This is a genomic window from Brevundimonas sp. UBA5866, from assembly GCF_002432125.1.
Taxonomy (GTDB): Bacteria; Pseudomonadota; Alphaproteobacteria; order Caulobacterales; family Caulobacteraceae; genus Brevundimonas.
On record NZ_DJFS01000097.1, the window covers coordinates 1 to 22,012 of the forward strand.

Annotated in this window: 16 protein-coding genes; 12 read left to right on the forward strand and 4 right to left on the reverse strand. The window is 61.6% G+C overall.

What is annotated here, in order from left to right; translation table 11 throughout:
• Positions 1–267 precede the first annotated feature (267 nt).
• Positions 268–3,222, reverse strand: a complete 2,955-nt coding sequence (locus tag B3H86_RS12655) for a TonB-dependent receptor (protein WP_292054468.1) — start codon at positions 3,220–3,222, stop codon at positions 268–270.
• Positions 3,223–3,690: 468 nt separating this feature from the next.
• Here B3H86_RS12655 and B3H86_RS12660 point away from each other — a divergent pair, with 468 nt between their 5' ends.
• Together B3H86_RS12660 and B3H86_RS12665 are read left to right on the forward strand one after the other, a co-directional pair.
• Positions 3,691–5,373, forward strand: coding sequence for an FAD-binding dehydrogenase (locus B3H86_RS12660; RefSeq protein WP_292054470.1), 1,683 nt, complete (start codon positions 3,691–3,693; stop codon positions 5,371–5,373).
• Between the two features lie 61 nt (positions 5,374–5,434).
• Entirely contained in the window at positions 5,435–6,307 is an 873-nt protein-coding gene (locus B3H86_RS12665) for a bile acid:sodium symporter family protein (RefSeq protein WP_292054472.1), read from the forward strand.
• A 29-nt stretch (positions 6,308–6,336) separates the two neighbouring features.
• Here B3H86_RS12665 and B3H86_RS12670 read toward each other — a convergent pair whose 3' ends face one another.
• Positions 6,337–7,143 carry a Coq4 family protein gene (locus B3H86_RS12670; protein WP_292054474.1) on the reverse strand — a complete coding sequence of 269 codons (807 nt, stop codon included), beginning with the start codon at positions 7,141–7,143 and terminating at the stop codon, positions 6,337–6,339.
• 61 nt (positions 7,144–7,204) lie between these two features.
• Here B3H86_RS12670 and B3H86_RS12675 point away from each other — a divergent pair, with 61 nt between their 5' ends.
• The 7 genes from B3H86_RS12675 (at position 7,205) to mnhG (ending at position 14,066) form a co-directional block, all read left to right on the forward strand.
• Positions 7,205–7,822 carry a TetR/AcrR family transcriptional regulator gene (locus B3H86_RS12675; RefSeq protein WP_292054476.1) on the forward strand — a complete coding sequence of 206 codons (618 nt, stop codon included), beginning with the start codon at positions 7,205–7,207 and terminating at the stop codon, positions 7,820–7,822.
• Positions 7,823–8,083: 261 nt separating this feature from the next.
• Positions 8,084–10,999, forward strand: a complete 2,916-nt coding sequence (locus B3H86_RS12680; RefSeq protein ID WP_292054478.1) for a monovalent cation/H+ antiporter subunit A — start codon at positions 8,084–8,086, stop codon at positions 10,997–10,999.
• The gene (locus B3H86_RS12685) at positions 10,999–11,337 is read left to right on the forward strand and encodes a Na+/H+ antiporter subunit C (RefSeq protein ID WP_292054479.1); all 339 of its coding nucleotides are present in this window, start codon (positions 10,999–11,001) and stop codon (positions 11,335–11,337) included. The genes B3H86_RS12680 and B3H86_RS12685 overlap by 1 nt, the downstream gene beginning before the upstream one ends.
• The gene (locus tag B3H86_RS12690; RefSeq protein WP_292054480.1) at positions 11,334–12,935 is read left to right on the forward strand and encodes a monovalent cation/H+ antiporter subunit D; all 1,602 of its coding nucleotides are present in this window, start codon (positions 11,334–11,336) and stop codon (positions 12,933–12,935) included. The genes B3H86_RS12685 and B3H86_RS12690 overlap by 4 nt, the downstream gene beginning before the upstream one ends.
• On the forward strand, positions 12,935–13,435 hold the full coding sequence (locus B3H86_RS12695) for a Na+/H+ antiporter subunit E (protein WP_292054482.1): 501 nt from the start codon (positions 12,935–12,937) through the stop codon (positions 13,433–13,435). Before B3H86_RS12690 ends, B3H86_RS12695 begins: the two co-directional genes overlap by 1 nt.
• Positions 13,432–13,716: a K+/H+ antiporter subunit F gene (locus tag B3H86_RS12700; protein ID WP_292054484.1), complete on the forward strand. Its 285-nt coding sequence runs from the start codon at positions 13,432–13,434 to the stop codon at positions 13,714–13,716. Before B3H86_RS12695 ends, B3H86_RS12700 begins: the two co-directional genes overlap by 4 nt.
• Entirely contained in the window at positions 13,713–14,066 is a 354-nt protein-coding gene (gene mnhG / locus B3H86_RS12705) for a monovalent cation/H(+) antiporter subunit G (protein ID WP_292054485.1), read from the forward strand. The genes B3H86_RS12700 and mnhG overlap by 4 nt, the downstream gene beginning before the upstream one ends.
• An 83-nt stretch (positions 14,067–14,149) precedes the next feature.
• On the opposite strand, the gene B3H86_RS12710 is transcribed toward mnhG, so the two are convergent.
• A complete protein-coding gene (locus B3H86_RS12710; RefSeq protein WP_292054486.1) occupies positions 14,150–15,385 on the reverse strand; it encodes a dipeptidase in 1,236 nt (411 codons plus the stop codon).
• A 317-nt stretch (positions 15,386–15,702) separates the two neighbouring features.
• Here B3H86_RS12710 and B3H86_RS12715 point away from each other — a divergent pair, with 317 nt between their 5' ends.
• From B3H86_RS12715 to B3H86_RS12725, 3 genes are all read left to right on the forward strand, one after another.
• Positions 15,703–16,590, forward strand: coding sequence for an ABC transporter ATP-binding protein (locus B3H86_RS12715; protein ID WP_292054488.1), 888 nt, complete (start codon positions 15,703–15,705; stop codon positions 16,588–16,590).
• A gap of 14 nt (positions 16,591–16,604) precedes the next feature.
• A complete protein-coding gene (locus B3H86_RS12720) occupies positions 16,605–20,186 on the forward strand; it encodes an ABC transporter permease/M1 family aminopeptidase (RefSeq protein WP_292054489.1) in 3,582 nt (1,193 codons plus the stop codon).
• A gap of 236 nt (positions 20,187–20,422) precedes the next feature.
• Entirely contained in the window at positions 20,423–21,076 is a 654-nt protein-coding gene (locus B3H86_RS12725) for a prepilin peptidase (RefSeq protein WP_292054491.1), read from the forward strand.
• Here B3H86_RS12725 and B3H86_RS12730 read toward each other — a convergent pair.
• Positions 21,073–21,984 carry a hypothetical protein gene (locus B3H86_RS12730; protein WP_292054494.1) on the reverse strand — a complete coding sequence of 304 codons (912 nt, stop codon included), beginning with the start codon at positions 21,982–21,984 and terminating at the stop codon, positions 21,073–21,075. The two genes, B3H86_RS12725 and B3H86_RS12730, sit on opposite strands and share 4 nt — an antisense overlap.
• Positions 21,985–22,012: the final 28 nt, after the last annotated feature.

Consider the following 22,012-nt stretch of genomic DNA (forward strand, 5'->3'; position numbering starts at 1 on the left):
CCAAACCCAAACCCAAAGGTCCAAATCCGAAAAATCCAGGAACACATAAGCCCCCGGTAGACTGACTTCCCGACAACTTCGGCTCCGAAGAACCGCCCGCCGCCGAGCGAGGTGGCTCTATACGCACCCGCCCCTGAGTCCACAACCGATTCCTTCACCAAAATCAAACTTTCGAACGAACAGAAATCGGCCGACCTGAATCGGTGAAACACCCCTTCAAGTCGGCCGATCATGTGGAGCGGAGTTGCTCCGCAATCCGCCAGATATTTAGAAGCGCTTGGTCAGCGAGATCCCCCAGAGGCGCGGATCAAGAGTGAAGACGTTCGTCGTCAGCAGCGAGTCATCGCTGTTGGTGAAGGCGTCAACAATGGGCGCGTCATCAAACAGGTTCTTCACATAGGCCTGTATCATCAGGTCCTGGCCCGGGAAGGCCCAGGTCGCCGTCAGGTTGACGTTGTCCCAACCGCGGATGCGATCGTACTCGGTGTTGTAGACACGGAAATAGCTGTCGGCCTGTCGGTAATAGTCACCGCGAACGGTCAGCTGCGAGTTCGTCATGTGCCACGTATATTGAGCCCCCACATTGGCGGTCCAGCGCGGCGCGTTAGGAAGCTCGTTTCCGCTCAGATCGGCAGCAAAGCCACGACCACGGTTGGGAGCATCCTTCCACGGATCATAGGTAATGCCCGTCAGCAGGGTGAACGGGATGATGCCGGGATAGTCAGGCGTGAAAGATCCATAGCGTCCGGCGCTGCCACACAGCATGGCAAGACCGATCGAACCGAAGTTGGTTGCGGCAGGTGAACTCAGCAGTCGCTCGACCACCGCCTTGGGCGCGATACAGTTCGAAGGCACCTGTACCCACGGACGCAGCAGAACCCAGTCCTCGTTACCCTGGGTACGGTTCATGATGTCGATGGACTCTTCTCCATCAGCGACGCGGGTTTTCAGGAAGCCCACATTGGCATCGACACGGAAATTCTCGAACGGATGCCAGACAGACTCGAACTCGATACCCATCGATTCCGCATTGAAATTCTCGTTCAGAGAGATGCGGTCCACGATCTGCGAGACCTGATAGTCCTGATAGTCATAATAGAAGGCCGTGACATTCAGGCTGAAGGCACCGGTCGGGCTGAGATATTTGGCACCGATCTCGTAAGCGTCGAGATATTCGGGATCGAAGGTTTCAGCGAGCGGCTGATACTGGACCACAGCCGGGTCCATGTCCGCACGCGGCGGGTTGGTGCCGCCGCCCTTATAGCCGCGGCTATAGGAGGCGTAGGTCATCATGCCGTCGAACGGCTTCCAGTCCCATACGGCGCGGCCGGTCACCGCGTTCCAGGATTGCTCGACGTCCGGCAGCGCATAATAGCCACGCGCGACGCGGCCACCCGTCGTCACCCCTACGCCATCAGCATCCCTATAACCGAGCAGAAGCTGGCTGGGATAAGGCGTAGTCGTCTTGCGGTCTTCGGTATAGCGCAGGCCAACGGTCAGACGGTTCTTTTCGCCGATATCCCAATACCCTTCACCGAACGCAGCCCATGAACGGGTATGCACCTTGTTGAGGCTGCGGAAGTAGTTGTGACCGTCGCCGACGAAATCGTTCAGCGGGCTATAGTCCACATAGACGCATTCGTTCTGGTTCGGGTCCTTTCCATCCAGGCAACGGCGCGTCTGGGTATCCTGATAGTTTCCGTCCTGACCGTAGAACCATTCGGCCAGGGCGCTGAAAAGGTTGTTGAAGACGAAATAGTCGTCCTGCGTTTTGAAATCGAGGAAGTTGGCACCAAGGCTGAAGTTGAAGCCACCGTCGTTGGACGACTGCAGCCGGAACTCCTGATAGATTTGCTTGTTGTCCGAGACGCTGAGATCTGCGGACTCCATCCGGCTGGAGGCACCAAGCTGCGGATCATTGTAAAGGCCGCCCGGCGCAATGCGCGACGGAACAACTACACCGTTCTTCAGCAGGTTGTCCGAGCTGTTGATGATCTCGTTCGATACGAAACGATTATAGTCCTGCGTCGCGTAGAAATCGTCTTTTGAATATGCCGTCTGCGAATAGAAAGTCAGAGTCGGCGTGATATCGAATTCGAGATTCAACTGCACGACGTCATTTTCGGCAACGTATTTGGGCTTATAGGACGTTGCGATTTCACGCAGGTTCTTTGATTGGGTCTGGCCTGCGAACGGATCGGCATAATCGAGCAGGAAAACGGTTTTCAGCACGCCGTTCTCAAAGCGTTGGCCCATGCCAATGCCGGATGCGATGATCAACTGCCCAAGACCCAGACCGTTCGGCGTGTCGTAGGCCGCATCATTATATAGTGAGCCCGGCAGACAGCCCTGGTTCATACGCCCCGCCCATTCCAGATTGGTCAGGTTCACGCTGCCATATCTCGTCTTGGTCGGGTCTTTGGTACACAGGGTTTTGCCCGTGCGCAGACGGTCATCGTCTTCCTCGAAATGCTCCCAGACCAGATTGGCACGGAAGCGATCGGTCGGATTCCAGGCGGCCGAAACGCGCGTGGACCACAGGTCCCGACCATTGGTTTCTTCACCAAGGAAGGTGTTGTAGTCAAAGCCGTCGCGCTTGGTGAAACTGCCCGCCGCACGAACCGAAAAGGTATCGGTCACGGGCACGTTGATCATCGCCTGACCACGGAAGGATCCGAAATTACCGCCCTCTACCTTGATCAGCGCTTCGAAATAGTCGCGCGGCAGGTTCGGAATCATGTTCACGACACCACCGGTCGCGTTTCGGCCATAGAGGGTTCCCTGCGGTCCGCGCAGCACCTCGACGCGCTGGACATCAAGATACTCGGATTCGAACAGACGGTTCCTCAGGAGCGGCGTGTTGTTGAAGCTGACAGCCACCGCAGGGTCCGAAGAGGCCGAAATGGCCTTGGTGCCCACGCCGCGAATGGCGAAATTGTACATGGAGAAGTTGGACTTGGAGAAGGTGACGTTCGGTACGGCGCGAAGCAGTTCCGATCCGCCCTCGATCTTCATGGAATCCAGATTTTCAGCGCTAAGTGCCGTAACCGCAATGGGCACGTCGCGGATCGCCTGTTCACGTTTCTGGGCGGTGACGATGACCTCGCCGACCTCTGTGGGATCGGCTTCCTGGGCAAGAGCGACAGGAGCAATAGCTCCGACAAGAGCAACGACCGAAGCGGTGACAGCCCACTTCGCGCGAACGCGACCAGCGTAAGGCATACGAATTAAAACCTCCCCAGCGGGCGGTCGTAGCTACGCGGGAGACCACCCTATTATTGACCGCCTGATTGTGGGTTGCGACCGGGCGGATCGGTCGCATACCTGCGCTATATCAATCCACTTGCTGACCATACTGTCAATACTTGTTTACAGCGATGTGCGTTGGCGCGCGATCGACTGCAACTTTAAGATCACGGACAAAAAACGGCCGCCCCGCGGGTGACGAGGCGGCCATCAGTCGGGCACCGTTCAGAACGGGCCAACAGCAGGATCGCCGTCTGGTGAGGATGCCGATTCCAGAACGACGGTTCCGGTTCAGAGAAGCGGAAGCCTGTCCAGAATGACACTGTTTACGTTTATGTCAATATTGACCTTTCCCTGCATGCAGGACAAGGTAGACCCGCATTCGCCCACCCCTCCCCCTACGGTGGCGCGAACAGCCATTGTCCCGCACCTCGAGGAGCCGTCATGGACGCGGATGTGATTGTTGTAGGGGCCGGTCTGGCCGGACTGGTGACCGCGCACGAGTTGCGCCGCAAGGGCCATCGTGTGGCCCTGCTCGATCAGGAGAACGCCCACAATCTGGGCGGTCAGGCGTTTTGGTCTTTTGGCGGTCTGTTTCTGGTCGACAGCCCCCAGCAAAGACGCCTCGGCATTCGCGACAGTCTGGACCTGGCGTGGCGTGACTGGTGCGGTAGCGCAGGGTGGGACCGGCTGTCCGGCCCCTTGGACGAGGACTATTGGGCCCAACAATGGGGCCGCGCCTATGTGGAATTCGCCGCCGGCGAGAAACGCCACTGGATCAAGGCTAATGGAATCAGCCTGACCCCTATGGTCGGCTGGGCCGAGAGAGGCGGCGGACGGGCCGATGGCCACGGCAACTCCGTCCCTCGCTTTCATGTCGCCTGGGGCACAGGCACCGGTGTGTCCGAGCCCTTTGCCGACAGCGCCCGTGAAGCGAACAAGGAAGGCACACTGTCCTTCTACCACCGCCATCGGGTTGACGCTCTGATCGTCGAGGCCGGCCGCGTTGTCGGCGTCGAGGGTACAGTGCTGGCAGATGACGATGCGCCGCGCGCCGTCCCAACCAATCGCACACCTGCCGGCAGTTTCAGTCTGCGGGCCACGGCTGTCGTACTGGCCACCGGCGGGATTGGCGGCAACCACGAACTGGTGCGTCGATACTGGCCCGAACGGTTGGGTCAGCCTCCCCGCGAAATGATAACCGGCGTGCCCGCCTATGTTGACGGTCGTATGCTTGATATCGCCGGTGATGCCGGTGCCCGCCTCGTGAACCGCGACCGCATGTGGCACTATGTCGAGGGCGTACGGAACTGGGACCCCATATGGCCGCGCCATGCCATCCGGATCCTGCCCGGTCCGTCGCCCCTATGGCTGGATGCGCTGGGGCGTCGCCTGCCCTTCCCGGCCCTGCCCGGCTATGACACCGTCGCCACTCTGAAATATCTGCGCACCACGCCCGACATCGCGGCCTATGACCACAGCTGGTTCATCGTCACCCGCGATATCATGGCCAAGGAGTTCGCCTTGTCGGGATCGGAGCAGAACCGCGACATCACAGAGCGCAGACGCCTGTCCGTATTCATGTCGCGCCTGTCGTCAGAACCGCCCGCCGAGGTCGAGGCCTTCCGCCAGCATGGTGCGGACTTTGTGACCGCCGACGATCTGGAGACACTGGTCGCGCAGATGAACGCCCTGACCGATACGCCCCTGCTGGATGCCGCGCATGTGCGCCGCCAGATCGAGGATCGTGACGCCCAGGTGAACAACCCCTATGCCAAGGATGTGCAGATACAGGGCATTCACAACAGCCGCCGCTATCTGGGTGACCGGCTGGCGCGGACGACAAAGCCGCATCGCCTTCTGGATCCGGCGCATGGGCCCCTGATCGGGATCAAGCTGCACACACTGACGCGCAAATCCCTGGGCGGGCTGCAGACCGACCTGTCTTCGCGCGTACTGAAACCCGACGGCACCGTGTTCGAGGGCCTGTATGCCGCAGGCGAGGCCTGCGGTTTCGGCGGCGGCGGCGTGCACGGCTATAATGCGCTGGAGGGAACATTCCTGGGCGGCTGCATATTCTCGGGTTTGACAGCAGGCCACGCCCTGAACGACGTTCTGTCGGCATAAGACCAAGACCGCAAGGGCGGCTCCCTGACATCTCCATGTATCTGCGGGGAGGCAGATTTCTATGGACTCATCGATTGTATTGATTGGCCTGCCGATCGCGCTGGGCATCATCATGTTCGGCCTGGGGCTGGACCTTACGCCCGCAGACTTTGCCCGCGTGGCACAAAGACCCAAGGCCGCCATCGTGGCCCTGACCTGTCAGCTGATTGTGCTGCCTCTCGTATGTTTCGGCCTGTGTCTGGCGTTCAATCTGCCGCCGCTGCTGGCGGTCGGTATGATGCTGCTGGCCGCCTCACCGGGGGGCACGACCGCAAATCTTTACAGCCACCTGTTCCGTGGCGATGTGGCCCTCAATATCAGTCTTACCGCTATCAACTCGGTGATTGCCGTCTTTACCCTGCCGATCATCGTCAATCTGTCGGTGGCCTATTTCCAGCCAGGCGACATGCAGGTCGGGCTCCAATTCAGAAAGACACTGGAAGTCTTTCTGATTGTGCTGGTGCCGGTGATGGCGGGTATGGCGGTGCGCCGTATGAGGCCCGCCTTTGCCAAGGCGATGGACAAGCCGGTCCGGCTGGCCTCCATCCTGATCTTGACCTTGGTCATTCTGGGCGCGGCCTTGTCCGGCCGTGAGGCGCTTTTGGCCAATCTCGGCAGTCTGGTCGGCATCGTCGTGGCGTTCTGCCTGCTCAGCCTCAGCCTCGGGTTTGCCATTCCCCGCCTGCTCAGGATCGATCGCGCGCAGTCGATTGCCAGCAGTTTCGAGGTCGGATTGCACAATGCCACCCTGGCCATTGTGATCGCCCAGTCCGTTCTGCAAAGCCCGCAGATGACCCTGCCCGCCGCCATCTATGGCGTATTGATGTTCCCGCTGGCCGCGGCCTTCGGCTTTATACTGACACGGCAACGCACAGCCCTGGGCTCAAGGCGATAAAGGGGCGGCCATCCGGTCGCCCCTTTCCTTCAGGCCGCCTTTGCCCCGCGATAGGCATTGCGCAGATGCCGGGGCACTTTGTCGTAGATGACCGGTTCGGGGATTTTCAGAACCCGCCGCGCCTCTTCCAGAGGCATGGCCAACAGGGCGGCATAATCGACACCGGGCAGCCATTCGGCTTTGCGTCCATCACGCCACGCCTGCCAAACGGCCCGCGCGCACGGATAACCGGTACGCGCTCTGGCGAACTGGATTGCGATAGCCACAGCAATGACGCCGAAGCCCTTGCTGCGTGTCTGCGGCAAGGAGAAAGCCACAACACAGGCCTCGCCCAGCGCATCCGCGCCATAACCCGTCAGCACATGCCAGATATCGTGCACATCACGCAGACGCCGCGCGAACCAGGCATGCGGATGCTGGGCCTCGATTTCACTATCCCTGACCTTGCGGCTTTCATCGGCAAGGCCGTAGGCGGAAAAATTCTGCGATTTGATAAAATTGAGGTAAGCTTCGCCGACACTACCCGTTGGCAGTTGTCTTAACTGGTTATAGTCCTGAAGTAATTCCGCAATCTCCGCACGGCGGTAAGCCTCGACGCCGCCCACAGGGGTCTCGAGTAACCTACGGTACCCCCATTCGATTGAACGCCCAACCAATGCGTTCATAATTTCAAAGACTTGTTCGGTATCGTCCTTGTCCGCAACCAGCCTTCTCAACGCACGAATGGCACGTAAGGGTTGCACTTGTTTTCTAACAAGAGTTGACGAAGGCTGAGACACAACCGTTTTGTTGTGTAATGTTTCCGCAAGGTCACCTTGAGCGGTTAGCGTCGCCACTTGAAGTTCCTTTCGTTTTCGTGCGTAAGAAACTCTACCTACACGGATGTCATTTACATCAATGTCAATTGAAACGCAAGAACGCCCCCGCCGCCGCCGCCGCTCGCCGGAGGAAGCCCGCCGCGAGGCACTGACCGAGGCCCGGATCCTGCTGCTGACAGGAGGTCCGGATGCCGTGACCCTCTCGGCTGTGGCCGGGCGCATCGGCGTGACCCATGCCAACCTGATCCACCACTTCGGGTCGGCAGGGGGGCTCCAATCGGCACTGATGGAGTCGATGGTCCGCGATCTGGCCGACGCCATCCAGGACGCCGTGGTCCGTCTGCGCACCGACGAGGGGGCCCCCCTCGAAGTCGTCAACGCCGTGTTCGAAGCCTTCACTTCCGGCGGTGCCGGACGTCTGGCGGCGTGGATTGCGCTGTCGGGTGATCTGACCCACCTCGAACCCGTCCGTCTGGCCGTGCAGGATCTGGTCAAGGCTATCGAAAACAAGATCGGCAGCGAAGACCGTCTGCCTCGCAAGGCCATCGGTTCGGCCGTTCTGTTCATCGCCCTGACCGCTTTTGGCGAGGCGCTGATCGGCGAACCCTTGCGTGACATGCTGGACCAGGAACAGGACGCCAGCCGCAATGTGGTGGCTCAACTGCTGCCGGGCTTCCTTTCCAAGAACAGCGCCTGAGCCTTCAGAAATCGGGGTAAAGCGTCAATTCGCCTCACCTTTTTCTGAACCGCTGTCACTTTTATTTCGCCTTTTGGCGTTTTAGTGATCGGACACGGGCGGCAAGTTTTGTTACAGCATTGACTGGAACTGCAGCTGCGCAAGCTGTGAATGCTGCTGCCTGTTTCGGATGTGGTTTCTCCCTTCCACATTCTTTCCGGATGCACATCAAAACGCAGGGGCACGCCCTGCACCCCACATGACCAGGAGACCTGCCCGCGGATGAACCAGGCCACACTGCTGCTGATACCGTTTGCCACCCCCTTCATTGCAGCAATTGCGGCAAGTTTCCTGCCGACCAAGGCCCGTAACGCCGCCGCAAGTCTGTCATCCCTCACCGCCCTGATCGGCGTGTTTTCCCTGCTGTGGATGTATCCCACCGTCGCCTCGGGCGAGGTGGTGCGCTTCGCCGCCGAATGGCTGCCCAGTCTGGATGTTGCCTTCCGCCTTCGCCTTGACGGGTTTGCGTGGCTGTTTGCCCTGATTGTCCAGGTCATCGGTCTGCTGGTGGTGATCTATGCGCGATATTACATGTCGCCCGAAGATCCGGTCCCGCGTTTCTTCTCCTTCCTGATGGCCTTTATGGGGGCCATGACCGGTGTCGTGCTCGCCGGTGACCTGATCCAGCTGGTGCTGTTCTGGGAACTGACCAGCTTCTTCTCCTTCCTGCTGATCGGCTATTGGAACCACAGCGAGTCCGCGCAGAACGGGGCCAAGATGGCCCTGACGGTGACGGCTCTGGGCGGGCTGTGCCTGCTGGCGGGCGTTGTGGTACTGGGCCGTATCGTCGGCAGTTTCGACCTAGATGTCGTGCTGGCTTCCGGAAATATCATCAAGGAAAGCCCGCTGTATCTGACGGCGATGGTACTGATGATGATCGGCGCGCTGACCAAGAGCGCCCAGTTCCCCTTCCACTTCTGGCTGCCGCGCGCGATGGCGGCCCCCACCCCCGTCAGCGCCTATCTGCACTCTGCCACTATGGTGAAGGCCGGCGTCTTCCTGATGGTGCGTTTCTGGCCGGTGCTGGCCGGCACGCCCGAGTGGGGCTATCTGATCGGCGGCGCGGGCATGATCACCCTGCTGTTCGGTGCATGGGCCGCTGTTTTCCAGAACGACCTCAAGGGTCTTCTGGCCTATTCCACCATCAGCCACCTCGGCCTGATCACCCTGCTGCTGGGCATGGGTACGCCGCTGGCGGCGGTGGCGGCCATCTTCCACATCGTCAACCACGCCACGTTCAAGGCCTCGCTGTTCATGGCCGCCGGTGTGATCGACCACGAAAGCGGCACCCGCGACCTGCGCAAACTGTCGGGCCTGCGCAAGCTGATGCCCATCACCGCCACCCTGGCCATTGTCGCCGCCGGGGCTATGGCCGGTGTCCCGCTGCTGAACGGCTTCCTGTCCAAGGAAATGTTCCTGACCGAAGCGCTGGAGGCGATGGAAGGGCGCGACCTGTCGCTGCTGGTTCCGGTTCTGGCCACGGTCGCCAGCGCCCTGTCGGTCCTGTATTCGGTCCGCTTCATCCATCAGGTCTTTTTCGGCCCCGCCCCGACGAATCTGCCAAAAACCCCGCACGAGCCGCCGCGCTGGATGCGTTTCCCGATCGAGCTGCTGGTGCTGGCCTGCGTGCTGGTGGGTGTCATTCCGGCCCTGACTATCGCGCCGCTGCTGAAGCTGGCGGTGATGTCTGTGCTGGGTCCCGATACGCCGTACTACAGCGTCTCCATCTGGCACGGCTTCAACCTGCCCCTGTTGATGAGCGCCATCGCCATGATCGGCGGCGTGGTGGCCTATATCCTTCTGGGCAAACACATCAACCGCGCCAAAAAGGCCTGGATCATCGGACGTTTCAGCGGAAAGCGCGCCTTTGACCGCGCCATGCGCTCGCTGACGGTCGCTTCCGAATGGACGGTGATCCAGCTGGGTTCGCGCCGCCAGCAATCGCGCATCCGCATGATCGTGCTGTTCGCCATTCTGGCGGCTACCGTTGCGGTGGGCCTGGCCGGATTGGGCTTTGCCGAGGCAGGCATTCAAATACAGCGCCCCGGCATCGGCTTTACCCTTCTGTGGGTTGTGGCCAGCGGTTGCGCCATCGCCGCGGCATGGCAGGCCAAGTATCACCGCCTCGCCGCCGTCACCCTGATGGCGGGATGCGGTCTGGTCAGCGCGATCACCTTCGTCTGGTTCTCGGCACCCGATCTGGCCGCCACCCAGATGCTGGTGGAAATCGTGACCGGCGTGCTGCTGTTGCTGGGCCTGCGCTGGCTGCCCAAACGCTCGGTTGAGATGGCCCCCAGCAAGACCGATTTCCGCTCGCGCCGCCGTCGTTTTGTCGACTTCGCTATCGCCATCACGGCCGGTCTGGGCATGGCAACTCTCGCCTTTGCCGTAATGACCCGTCCGGGCGACAGCCATCTGGCGACCTTCTTCCTCGAGGAAACCTATCCGCGCGGCGGCGGGCGCAATGTCGTCAACGTTCTGCTGGTCGATTTCCGCGCCTTCGACACTCTGGGCGAGATTACGGTTCTGGGCATTGTGGGTCTGACCATCTGGGCTCTGCTGCGCCGTTTCCGCCCGGCCGAGGAAGCCCGCGGCATCACCGAACAGAAGCGCGTCCAGGAGCGGCACGACCGGCGCCATGACAAGCGCAAGTCAGGCGACACCCTGAGCGAAACCATGCTCATTCCGTCTGTGGTGATGAAGTGGACCTTCCCCTTCATCATCCTGTTGGCTCTGCACTTCTTCCTGCGCGGCCACGATTTGCCCGGCGGCGGTTTTGCCGCGGGCGTGGCCATGTCGGTCGCCTTCATCCTTCAGTATATGGCCGAAGGCGCGCGCTGGGTCGAAGACCGCCTGCGCATCCGTCCGCTGTACTGGATTGGCGGCGGTCTGCTGATTTCGGCCCTGACGGGCGTGGCCTCCTGGCTGTTCAACTATCCGTTCCTGACCACCTATTTCCAGTACGGCTCCCTGCCGTGGGTGGAGAAGGTGCCGATGGCAACGGCTGTTATCTTCGATCTGGGCGTGGCCCTGCTGGTGGTGGGTGCCACCGTGCTGATGCTGACCGCTATTGCGCACCAGTCCTTGCGCAAACCGCGTGAAATCGAGCCTGCTCCCGCGCCTGAGGAGGGTGTGTAATGGAAATCATCCTCGCCATCGGTATTGGCATCATGACCGCCTCGGGCGTGTGGCTGTTGCTGCGTCCGCGGACCTTCCAGGTCATCATCGGCCTCAGCCTGCTGGGCTATGCGGTGAACCTGTTCATCTTCGCGATGGGCCGCCTCAAGGCCGCAGCGCCTCCGCTGGTCCACCCGGGCGAGGTCGATCCCTCCGCCTTTGCCGATCCCGTACCCCAGGCTCTGGTGCTGACGGCCATCGTCATCTCCTTTGCCCTGACCGCCCTTTATCTTGTCGTTCTGTTGACCGCCCGCGGCATCACCGGCACCGACCACGTTGACGGACAAGAAACCGAATGACGCCGTCGCTACTCGAACATCTGATCATCCTGCCGATCCTTCTGCCGCTTGTGGCGGCGGCCTTCATGCTGTTGCTGAAGGAGCAGAGGTACAAGACCAAGGCCGCGCTCAGCCTGGCCGTATGCGCCGCCCTTCTGACCACCGCCCTGCTTCTGCTTCAGGAAGCCAGTATCGGCGGATCGGGCGGTACCGATACGGCCCGCGTGTACAGCCTGGGCAACTGGTCCGCACCGTTCGGCATCGTACTGGTGGCCGACCGCCTTTCCACCCTGATGCTGGCCCTCATCGCCATTGTCGGCGCCGCCGGTCTGGTCTTCGCGCTGGCGCGATGGGATCGGGCAGGTCCGCGTTTCCACGCCCTCTACCTGTTGCTGATGATGGGCGTCAGCGGCGCGGTGCTGACCGGCGACCTGTTCAACCTGTTCGTCTTCTTCGAGGTCATGCTGGCGGCCTCCTATGGCCTGCTGCTGCATGGCTCGGGCGAGGCACGGGTTCGGGCGGGTCTGGGCTATGTCGCCATCAACCTGACGGCCTCGCTCTTCTTCCTGATCGGTGTGGCGCTGATCTACGGCACGGTCGGTGCGCTCAACATGGCCGACCTGTCGGCGCGCATCGCCTATATCCCCGCCGCAGACCGCCCCCTGTTCGAAGCCGGTTGCGCCATTCTGGGCGTGGCCTTCCTGATCAAGGCCGCCGCATGGCCCTTGGGCCTGTGGCTGCCGGGGGCCTATTCGGCCGCCTCTGCCCCGGTCGCAGCGGTCTTTACCCTGCTGTCCAAGGTCGGTGTCTATGTGCTGCTGCGCCTGTCCATGCTCATGTTCCATCCCGAAAGCGGTGACAGCGCCGGCTTTGCCCAGACCCTGCTGACGGTCATGGGGCTGGCAACCGTGCTGTTCGGTGCCGCCGGTGTGATCGCCGCCCAAAGGCTGGAGCGTGTGGTCGGCTATGCCGTCATGGCCTCGTCGGGCACCGTACTGGCCCTGGTCGGCATCGGTCAGGCCGATGTGATCGGCGGTGCGCTGTTCTATATGTTCGCTTCGACACTGGCCACGGGCGCGCTGTTCCTGATCGCCGAGATCCTGACGCGTGGCGAGGACCGCGCCGCCGCCGGTGGCGATGCCTTCTTCGACGATGAGTACACCGATCCGTTCGAGGCGGATGAGGTCGAAGAAGTGGGTCGTGTCATGCCGCGTTCGCTGGCGCTTCTGGGGGCCTTCTTCGCCTTTGCCGCTCTGGTGGTGGCCTCCATGCCGCCGCTGGCCGGTTTCATCGGCAAGCTGGCCATCTTCATCGGCCTTCTTGACGGTAACGGTGCCGCCCATCCGCTCAGCTGGTGGGTGATCGGTATCCTGACCTTCTCCAGCTTCGCCACCCTGATCGCCCATGTTCGCATCGGCATTGACGGCTTCTGGAAACGCGATGAGAGCAATGGCCTGGTTGTGCGCAGCCCCGAATTCGTCGCCATCGGTGGCCTTATCGGCTGCTGTCTGTGGCTGACGGTGGCTGGCGGCCCGGCTCTGGATTTCGCCCAGCATACGGGGGAATGGCTGACACGTCCGACAGACTATGTCGCCGCAGTGCTGAAGGGGCGTCTGTAATGCGCAAGGTCTTCCAGTGGGTACTGCCCCATCCCCTGCTCAGCGTGGCCCTGTTCGTGGTGTGGCTGTTGATGTCCACGCCGTTCGGTAACGGCCACCTGACCATTGCTGTCATTGTCGCCCTGCTGGTGCCGCAGGTGATGCGGGTACTGGAGCCCGAGCGCGTCAGGGTCGCCAGACCGCTGTCGGTATTGCGCCTGTTGTACCGTCTGCTGGTCGATATGCTGAAGTCGAACTGGCAAGTGGCCCAGATCGTGATGGGACACCGCAAGGGTGTTCGCAAATCCGGCTTCGTGCGCATCCCGCTTCAGTGCAGCAACCGCTATGCCCTGGCCTGTCTGGCGATCATCCTCACCTCAACGCCCGGTACGGCCTGGGTTCAGTATGACCGCTATTCACGTGTTCTGCTGATGCATGTGCTGGACCTGCGAGAGGGTGATGACTGGCAGAAAATCGTGCACGACCGCTATGAGCGCCTGCTGATGGAGATCTTCCCATGACCCCCGCCGCCATCGTTTTTTGGGGCACCGGTCTGGCACAGGTCATTCTGGGCTTTTCCATGCTGCTGTGCGCATGGCGCGTGCTGATAGGACCGCGTGCACAGGACCGCGTTCTGGGGCTTGATACCCTGTACCTGAACGGCATGCTGCTGATCATGGTCCATTGCATCCGTACGGCTTTGACCGCCTATTTCGAGACGTCGCTGATCCTGGCCGTGATCGGCTTCACCTCGACCGTGGCTCTGGCCAAATTCCTCATGCGTGGCGAGGTGATCGAATGACTGCTCCAGCCAATCTGCCCGATATTCCGATGTGGGCGGCCATCGTCGTGACGGCACTGTGTCTGTTGGGGGCCTTCGTGGCCCTTCTCGGCAGCGTCGGCCTGCGCCAGCTGCCCAACATGTACGAGCGGATCCACGCCCCGACAATGACCTCCACCCTGGGTGTGGGGGCTGTGATCGCAGCGATGATTGTCTACTTCAGCCATATCGAGGGCTTCACCCTGAAGGCCCTGTTGGTCGGCATCTTTGTTCTGGTCACGACGCCGGTCACGATGGTGCTTCTGGCCCGCGCCTCGCTCTATCGCGACCGCGTCGAGGGCAATGACGGTGTGCCCAAAGACGATCTGTGATCCCGAAACGAATGGCGGGCCGGAAGATACCTTCCGGCCCGCTTTTTATTGCCCGCTACACAGACCGGCATACGAAGGAGGGATCAACTTCGCCGCCCCGCCTGTGCAGCACGCAATACTCTCAGGAAATTACCGCCCCAGATGGCGGTCACCTGATCGGGTGTATAGCCACGGGCCAGCAGCTCCGCGGTTACCGATCGCGCCTCGGCGGCGGAATCGAACCCGTTTATCCCTGCCCCGTGGTCAAAGTCTGTGCCGATGCCGACATGCTCCACCCCGATGCGGCGGGCGATATAGTCGATATGGTCAACCAGATCGGCCACGCTGGCCCTGGGCTGCACGCGGGCCAACGCGTCAAGGAAGGCTTGCTGCGCTTCGCCTGACAGCGTCCCATAGCCATCGTTGCCTGCGTTGAACTCGGCCGACAGGCCGTGGGCCAGCCACACCTGCGCAATGCGCGCGCGGGCTTCCGGGTCCAGATGCACCAGATAGCTGTTGAACGGCGTGACATGCACCACCCCGCCGTTGGCCTTGATCGCATCCAGTTCCTCGTCATCCAGACTGCGCGGGTGCTGGCGCACGGCGCTGGCATTGGAATGGGTGGCCGTTACCGGCACGCGGGTCAGATTCAACGTCTGGACCAGCGCCGCTTTCGAAAGCTGGGAGACATCGATCAGTATCCCCAGATCGTTCAGGCGCGGCACCGCCGAGCGCCCCACCGCCGACAGCCCGCCATGCTCGGCTAGCGGCTCGCCCACGGATGGACGCGAGGAATCGGACCAGTCGTTATGGCCCGCATGGTTGAAGGCGAATACGCGAACGCCATCGCGGTACAGGGCATCGATCGCCCCTATGTCTGTGCCCAGCGCCCGGGCATTCTGGAATGAGAGAAGCACGGCAGTTTTGCCTTCCTGTTCGGCGCGCTCTATGTCGGCCGCTGATCGGGCCAGCACCAGCTGACCGTCGGATGCCGCAATGCGGGCGCGCACCGCGCCCAGCTTTTCGGCGATTTCCTCACGCGCGGCGGCTACGCCCGCGGCGTCACGGGGACCCGGCCCTACCGCCAGCGACAGGACCACAGCGTCCACCTGTCCGGCTCTCAGCCTCTCCACGCTGTTGCGCGAACCGCCGTCGGCCAGAAAATAGCGTTGCGGCGTCCGGTCGGTCAGCACATCGGCATGAGCATCCAGAACCAGCGCCTCGCTGTGAACCGTATCGACCAATGCCGCAGAGGGAGCGACACGGTTTCCCTCGCCCGCACACACCACTGTCGGCACCCAAATGACGGCACTGGCAGCTGTGATCAGCCATTTTCTCATGTTTCGGCTCCGGACAATCGTGAAAGGGCAAGCGGCATACGGAGATGCGCTGGACATTTTTTAGAAGAACTTCACCTTAGCCACACATCAACCCGCCAGAGGGGATGAGATAAATGCGGACACAACTGAACTTCTCACATCACATCTACATTTTTGCAAAGCAGTAATCGCACGCGAATTATTAGTTTATCTAAATTATGGAATAGCCCCCTCACCCGATCGCCCTGCGGCCGGATAATATCGACCTTACAGATCATTCACTTGTGTTTCGGGGGCTGTGCTTTTGGAATGCGCGCCACTGGCTTGGAGGCTAACGAATGCTCTCGATTACGAACCTGACGCACGTCTATGCCAATGGCACGCGCGCGCTTGATGATATCTCGCTTGAAATTCCACGCGGTATGTTCGGTCTTCTCGGACCGAATGGCGCGGGTAAGTCCACCCTGATGCGCACCATCGCGACACTGCAGTCCCCGACATCGGGCAGCATCAAATTCGGCGAGATCGACGTGATCAAGGAGCCCGAGCTTCTGCGTCGTACCCTTGGCTATCTGCCGCAGGATTTCGGCGTTTATCCGCGCGTGTCGGCCTATGACATGCTGGACCACATGGCCATCCTGAAGGGCGTGACCGCACGCAAGGAGCGCAAGGACACGGTCGAGACCCTGCTCAACCAGGTCAATCTGTGGAACGTCCGCAAGAAAGCCATCGCCGGTTTCTCGGGCGGTATGCGCCAACGTTTCGGCATCGCCCAGGCCCTGATCGGCAAGCCGCAACTGATCATCGTGGACGAGCCGACCGCCGGCCTCGACCCCGAAGAGCGCAACCGCTTCCTGAACCTGCTGGCCGAGATCGGCGAGAACGTGGTCGTGATCCTGTCAACCCACATCGTGGAAGACGTGGCCGACCTTTGCCCGCGCATGGCGGTTCTGGCCGGTGGCCGCATCCAGCTTGAAGGCGCGCCGCTTGACCTGATCCACAGCCTGGACGGCCGTGTCTGGCGCAAGGTCATCGACAAGGATGCGCTGGAGGACCACCGCGCCGCGTTCGAGGTCATCTCGACCCGACTGTTCGCGGGCCGCACCATCATCCACGTTCTGGCTGACACCAAGCCTGGCGAAGGGTTCGAACCGGTCAGCGGCAACCTCGAAGACGTTTACTTCTCGACGCTCAGCGCCTCGCGCCGCGTCGATATCGCCGCCTGACCGGGAGCAGACAGATGCTCGCCAAAATCGCGGCCTTCGAGTTCCGCTATCAACTCAGACAGCCCACCTTCTGGGTAGTCTCCATCCTGTTCTTCCTGCTCAGCTTCGGTCTGGTCGCTGCCAGCGACAACATCCGGATCGGTGGCACAGGCGGCAATGTGTACGTCAATGCGGCGTCCACCATCATCGTCACCCACATCATCCTCAGCCTGTTCTTCCTCCTGGGCACCGTGGGGCTGGTCGCCAACGCGGTTTCGCGTGATGCGACCACCGGCTTTGGCCCGATGATCAATGCAACGCCTGTCGGCAGGTTCTCCTATGTGATCGGGCGTTTCATCGGTTCGTATCTGGCCGCGGCCCTGGCCTTTGCCAGCATCAGCCTTGGCCTGATCTTCGGTACCTTCATGCCGTGGATCGATCCGGAAACACTGCAGTCCCTGCGTCTGGGCGACTATGTTTTCGCCTATCTCTTCTATGGACTGACGGGTCTGTTCTTCTCGTCCGCACTGGTGTTCAGCCTCGCCACGGTCACACGTTCGATGATGGCCAGCTATGTGGGCGCCGTCGGCCTGATCATCCTCTATTTCGTCGTCAGTTCGACCCTGCTGTCCAAGCCGGAAATGCGCGAACTGGGCAGCTGGCTGGAGCCGCTGGGCATCGGGGCCTTTACGGAGGTTTCGCGTTACTGGACGGCCGCCGAGAAGAACACCCGCCTGCCCGAACTGGCCGGTGTGGTCCTTGGCAACCGCGTACTGTGGACGTCGCTGGGCTTGGTCTTCCTCGGCCTGTCCGTCGCCCTGTTCAGCCGCTCGCCGCGCGGGACATCCGAGAAGAAATCGGCCCGTCTGCAAAAGGCGACCGCCAAGGCCGAAAAGTCGGCACCGACTCCGCGCCCGCTGGCCTCGCCCAAATTCGGCATGGCCCAGTCGCTGGTCCAGCTGGCCGCCCGCACCCGCTTTGAAATGGGTCTGATCTTCAAGAGCCCGGCCTACATCGTTCTGATGCTGTTCGGCTTCCTGATGGCCTTCACCTCACTGCTGTTCGGCGGCGAGATGTATGGCGTAAAGACCTTCCCGACCACGCGTGATGTCATCAGCCAGCTCGAAGGCTCGTTCAGCCTCGTCGCCCTGATCATCGCCATCTACTATTCGGGTGAACTGGTCTGGCGCGATCAGGACCGCAAGATCCATGAAATCGTAGATTCCACCCCGGCACCGGACTGGACCTTCATGGTGCCAAAGGCCCTGGGTCTGGCCCTGGTGCTGACCTCGACCCTGCTGGCGTCCATCCTGGCCGGCGTCGTGTCTCAAGCCATCCGTGGCTGGTTTGACTTCGAGATCGGCAAATACCTAGTTTGGTACGTCCTTCCGGGCAGCATCACCATGATCATGGTTGCCATTCTGGCCATCTTTGTTCAGGCGATGTCTCCGAACCGTTTCGTCGGTTGGGCCGTCATGGTCGTCTATATGATCGGCTCGCTGGTTCTCGGCTCGCTGGGCTTTGACCACTATCTCTACAATTTCGGCGTCGGCCCCAATGTTCCGACATCCGACCTGAACGGCATGGCCGGCCTTGGCCTGATTGCCCTGCCGACGACCCTGTACTGGAGCGCTTTCTGCGTCATCCTGCTGGTCCTGACCTTCGCGCTCTGGCGTCGTGGGGCAGAGACCCGCTACAAGCCGCGTTTTGCCAAGGCACCGCGCCGCCTCAAGGGTACGGCAGGCGTCATCGGCGGTCTGGCCTTTGCGGCCTTCGTGGGCTTGGGCGTGCTGGTGTACGTCAACACCAACGTCTGGAACATCTACGAGCGCAAGCAGACCGCCGAGGCCCGCATGGCCGACCGCGAGAAGCAGTTGCTCGCCTTCGAGAACCTGCCCCAACCGCAGGTGACCGATGTGAAGATGAACATCGACCTGCGCACGCACGACCGCAGAATGACCGTCGCCGGTACCTATGTGATCGAGAACCTGACCGACAAGCCGCTGGAAACCATCCACTTCAACTGGCCGCGCGTAACCGAGATGAAAATCGAGGTCGAAGGCGCCAAGCTGGATAAGGAATGGAAGCAGCACCAATACCGGATCTACCGCTTCAACGCCCCGCTTCAACCGGGCGAAAAGCGTACGGTCAGCTTTGAGAGCGAACTCGGTCAGAAGGGTTTCGGCGTCAACAATCTGATGACCGAAATCGTCGACAACGGCACCTTCGTGAACGACAAGGCCTTCAGCCCGTCGATCGGCATGGACCGCGGCGGCCTGCTGACGGACCGCGCCAAGCGCCGCAAGCACGGCCTGCCCGCAGAGCTGCGCATGCGCGATTTGAACGACGAGTTCGGCCAACAGTCCAACTACATCGGCGCCTCATGGGTGAACTCCGACATCACGGTGTCCACCGATGCCGACCAGACGCCGCTGGCACCGGGCTACAAGGTGTCGGACGAGACCAAGAACGGCCGCCGTACCGCCCGCTTCGTGTCCGAAGCCCCGATCCTGCACTTCTTCTCGGTGCAGTCGGCCCGTTACGAACTGGCCAAGAAAGACCATAACGGCATCTCGCTTGAGGTCTATCACCACCCGACGCACGGCGTTCATGCCCAGCGCATGCTGACCGCACTGGAAAAGGGCCTGGACTACTTCCAGTCGGCCTTCGGTCCGTACCAGTTCCGTCAGGCGCGCATCATCGAGTTCCCGGGCTACTCCTCGTTCGCGCAAGCCTTTGCGAACACCATGCCCTACTCGGAGAGCATCGGCTTCAACGCCGATCTGCGCAAACCCGATGCCATCGACTATGTGACCTTCGTCACAGCCCACGAACTGGCGCACCAATGGTGGGCGCACCAGATCGTCGGCGCGAATGTCCAGGGTGCCACCACCCTGTCCGAAACGCTGGCCGAATACTCGGCCCTGATGGTGATGGAAAAGATGTACGGCCAGGAGCAGATCCGTCGCTTCCTGAAATACGATCTGGACAACTATCTGGGCGCACGGGGCAGCGAACGTCTGGGCGAGTTCCCGCTGGAACGCGTCGAGGCCGGTCAGGGCTACATCCACTACCGCAAGGGTGGCCACGTCCTTTACCTGCTGCGCGACCAGTTGGGCGAGGATGTCGTCAACCGCGCGCTGTCCAAGCTGCTGGCGGCGCACAAGTTCGGTCGTGCGCCCTATCCGCGCTCGGTCGATCTGATCGCCGCCATCCGCGCCGAGGCCCCTGCCGACAAGCAGAACCTGATCACCGACCTGCTCCAGAAGATCACCCTGTATGATCTGAAGGTGGCATCGGCCACAGCGACCAAGCGCCCCGACGGACGCTGGGACGTGGTGATGAAGGTGGAGGCGCGCAAACTGTACGCCGACGCCAAGGGCACCGAGACCGTTGCGCCTCTGGAAGAAGAGATGGAAATCGGCCTGTTCAAGTCCGAGCCGGGTATGGGTCAGTTCGACAGCAAGGATGTCATCCTGCTGGAACGCCAGATCATCCGCAGCGGACCGCAGACCATCCGTCTGGTGTCTCCGGTCAAACCGGCCTTTGCAGGGGTTGACCCCTACACCCGCTGGATCGACCGCGATACGCGCGACAATCTGAAGAAGATCGACTAGGTAAAATCCGGTCGAGAAACGGGGGCGCATCCTTGATCGGGATGCGCCCCTTCTTCGTTTCCGGACAAAAATCAGGGCCGGACCTGACGATCCGACCCTTAGTCTGTCCTGCGGTGCAGGGGGAGAAGTAGCCCTCTTCTAACAGCCCGGCAGAACACCGCTTTGACCTGGATCATAGCGTCGGCATACTGCACGGCAGGGTCTGTCGGGATTGCAGGCATCACAGGGGGCAAATCATGGATCATGCGATGATCGTTGGCGCGGCCCTGGCGCTGTGCGGTCTGGCCGCGGGCTATGTGATGGTGCCGCTGGCACTGGCCTTTACGGAGCCCAGGCCTGCGCTGCCGCATCACCGCAGACTGGGCCTGCCGCTGGCGGCAGCCATCATCGGGGGTGGCGTTGCCCTTTGGGGCATGTGGCAGGACCACAGCCTGTTGACGGTCCTGTTTACCGCGCTTCTGGGTTGGCAATTGCTGCTGATCGGCTTTGTGGATGCCGAGAACCACTGGCTACCCGATATGCTGACCTTTCCACTGGGGGTCACGGGGATCGCGGCGAGTGTGCTGCTGCCCTATCCCTTCGGTCATGGCTGGATGGCGGCCATCGTTTCGGGCGTGGTGGCCTTTTGCCTGCTCTGGCTGCTTTCATTCGTCTATCGCAAGCTGCGCGGGCAAAGCGGTCTTGGCGGCGGTGATCCCATACTGTTCGGTATGGGGGCGGCATGGGTCGGCCTTGCCGATCTGATGCCGGTGCTTCTGCTGTCGAGCGTGTTTGCGGCATTGGCCGCCCTTGCACTGAAGCTGCGCGGCCAGCAGCTGGGCCGCCACAGCCAACTGCCGTTCGGCACCTATATGGCCGCGGCTTTTGCCGTCATGTGGCTGATAGGCTAGACCCCGCCCAGGCTTAGGAAGGTCCGCGCCGCCGCCGCGTCTCCGGCTTCGAAGGTCACGCGGGCGATGGAATCGTCGCGGAACAGAAACTCGATCCAGAAGGGTTCACGCGGGTCCAGACGGGTCAGCTGCACCATGATCTCCGACCCGAAAACCCAGGCATCCCCACGGCGCTGCCCTTCTGCCAGCAAAGAGGCCGGCGCCTGTTCCCGACCCGCCGCCAGAACCATCTGCCGTGCGGCAAACGGAGGCATGGCTGCCAGACCGTTTTCCACCGCATGGGCTCTGGGCAGGGCGCGGGTATCACGCATCACCAGACGCGCGGCATAGGGTCTGGCCTGACCCTGGAAAGACACGACAACCATTGGCCGCACCTGCGACGGCGATGGTCCGGCCAGACCGAACCGCACCGGCGAGCGGCCGACGCGGCTGTCCTGAACCATGCGCCATCCGGTCTCGCTGCGCTGGAAGCGGTCTACCCGCCAGCTGTGCTCATTGGCCGGAAACTCCACACGCGCCGCCCTGCCCCAACGATCGAATGCATGGACGATACGGTTGGCGCGTGACTGGAGGCCGGGATCGGAACAGGACAGGCCATTGGCTTCGCTGCGCGCCCGCGATGCGATGGCCCCGACCACCGACGTTTCCATACCCGAGCGCAACAGAACGCCGCGCGTTTGCAGGGCCGCCGCCTGCAGGGCCTGTTCGACATCGGGCTTGAACAGTTGGCAACGGGCATTGGCCGCCAGTATCAGGGACCGCTCGTGATAGGCTTGGCGCGTCGCGTCCGAAGCCTGCGCCGGCACCGAAACGGCCAGCAGCACGGCCCCCGCTGCAAAAAGCTTTGCACGAAGGCGGCGGCCAAGGGTTTGAGAACTGTCGCCGCGGCGGCAAAACGCTATGATCATGGAACTGTCCCTAACCCAAACGGTTTGC